Annotated in this window: 3 protein-coding genes; all 3 read left to right on the top strand. The window is 64.5% G+C overall.

The window, feature by feature from the left end:
* A partial coding sequence (gene pyrH / locus WAW85_RS08405; RefSeq protein WP_422559165.1) for a UMP kinase occupies positions 1–724 on the top strand: 724 nt, incomplete at its 5' end.
* 37 nt (positions 725–761) lie between these two features.
* Complete coding sequence (gene frr / locus WAW85_RS08400) at positions 762–1,319, top strand: ribosome recycling factor (protein ID WP_422559164.1); 558 nt, start codon at positions 762–764, stop codon at positions 1,317–1,319.
* Positions 1,316–2,176: a phosphatidate cytidylyltransferase gene (locus WAW85_RS08395; protein ID WP_422559163.1), complete on the top strand. Its 861-nt coding sequence runs from the start codon at positions 1,316–1,318 to the stop codon at positions 2,174–2,176. The genes frr and WAW85_RS08395 overlap by 4 nt, the downstream gene beginning before the upstream one ends.
* Positions 2,177–2,190 lie beyond the last annotated feature (14 nt).

Raw genomic sequence — 2,190 nt, 5'->3', positions numbered from 1 at the left:
GCAGACACCGCAGCGACGCGAAGGCTTCCGCAGGGTGATGCTGAAGCTGGGCGGCGAGATGTTCGGTGGCGGATCTGTCGGCCTCGATCCCGATGTGCTCGGTACGGTCGCCGACCAGATCGCCGAGGTGGTCGCCAGCGGTGTGCAGGTCGGCATCGTGATCGGTGGCGGCAACTTCTTCCGTGGCGCCGAGCTGCAGCAGCGTGGCCTGGACCGGTCGCGCTCGGACTACATGGGCATGCTCGGCACCGTAATGAATTGCCTTGCGCTGCAAGATTTTCTGGAGAAGCGCGGCATCGACACCCGCGTCCAAACGGCGATCACTATGGGGCAGGTTGCCGAACCGTACATTCCGCTGCGCGCGGTCCGGCACCTGGAGAAGGGTCGCGTGGTGATCTTCGGGGCCGGAATGGGTATGCCGTACTTCTCCACCGATACGACCGCCGCGCAGCGCGCCCTGGAGATCAAAGCCGAGGCCGTGTTGATGGCGAAGGCCGTCGACGGCGTCTATTCCGACGACCCGCGCACTAACCCCGACGCCACGTTGTTCCGCGAGATCACCCACCGCGCAGTGTTGGAGAAGGAACTCAAGGTGGCCGACGCGACCGCGTTCTCGCTATGCATGGACAACAACATGCCGATTCTGGTGTTCAATCTTCTCCAACGGGGAAATATCGCCCGCGCTGTCGCGGGGGAGCCGATCGGTACGCTGGTCGCTTCCTGACTGCGCTCACCACCCACCCTGACCGATAGGACTTTCGATGATCGACGAGACCCTCTTCGACGCCGAGGAGAAGATGGAGAAGGCCGTCGCGCATCTGCGCGAGGACATGCAGTCCATCCGCACCGGCCGCGCCAATCCGGCGATGTTCAACCGAATCATGATCGAGTACTACGGCGCGCTGACGCCGATCACTCAGGTCTCGAGCATCAATGCCCCGGAGCCGCGGATGATCGTCATCAAGCCGTATGAGCCGTCCACGATGGGCGACATCGAGACGTCGATCCGTAACTCCGACCTCGGCGTGAATCCGACTAATGACGGCAACGTGATCCGGGTGGCGATTCCGCAGCTCACCGAGGAACGTCGCCGTGACTTGGGTAAGCAGGCGCGCGGCAAGGGTGAAGACGCCAAGATCGCGGTGCGCAACGTCCGCCGTAAGGCCGTCGACGAGCTCAAGCGCATCGAAAAGGACGGCGAAGCCGGCCAGGACGAGGTGCGGGCGGCCGAGAAGGACCTCGACAAGACCACGCACGGGTACACCGAGCAGATCGACGACGTGGTGAAGCACAAGGAAGCCGAGCTCCTCGAAGTATGACCACCGATTCACAGCCGAAGGCGTCCAGGGCCGGGCGCGACCTCCCCGCCGCGATCGGGGTCGGGCTGGCGTTGGGCGTCATGCTCATCGGCGTGCTCGCCTACGTGCCGCGGGTGTGGTTCGCGATCGTCGCGGTGGCTCTGGCGGTGGCTACCTATGAGGTGGCCAAGCGGTTGCGCGAGGGCGGTCAGCAGGTCGCGCTGATCCCGCTGCTGATCGGCGGCCAGGCCATCATCTGGTCAACGTGGCCGTGGGGTCCGACCGGTGCGTTGGTTGCGTTCGCCGCCACGGCGCTGGTGATCCTGGTGTGGAAGTTGTTTGCCCAGGGGCTGTCGGCGGCGCCGCAGGAGTTCACCCGAGATGCGGCGCTCTCGTTGCTGGTGCTCACCTGGATCCCGCTGATGGGTGTCTTCGCCGTTGACATGGTGCAGCAGGGTGTCGGTGACGACCCCGACGGCGGACGCTACCGGGTCTTCACCTTCCTGATCGTGTTGATCTGCTCGGACGTCGGCGGCTACACGGCTGGCGTCCTGTTTGGCAAACACCCGATGGTGCCGGCGATTAGCCCGAAGAAGTCGTGGGAGGGTCTGGGCGGTTCGCTGCTCTTCTCGACCATCGCCGCGGTGTGCTGTGCCCACTGGTTGCTGCACACCCACTGGTGGGTGGGCCTGGTCCTGGGACCGGTGCTGGTGATCGTCGGTACCTGTGGCGACCTGATCGAGTCGCAAGTCAAGCGTGATCTCGGCATCAAGGACATGGGCACGCTGCTGCCCGGCCACGGTGGTCTCATGGACCGTCTCGATTCACTGCTGCCGGGTGCCTTCGTCACCTGGGCGATTCTCACTGCCTTGATGTAGGGCAGGTTCATGAC

This window comes from Gordonia sp. (in: high G+C Gram-positive bacteria), from assembly GCF_049299075.1.
Classification (GTDB): domain Bacteria; phylum Actinomycetota; class Actinomycetes; order Mycobacteriales; family Mycobacteriaceae; genus Gordonia.
Note: the sequence above shows the minus strand (reverse complement) of the source record. Positions and strands in the feature narration are given on the sequence as shown.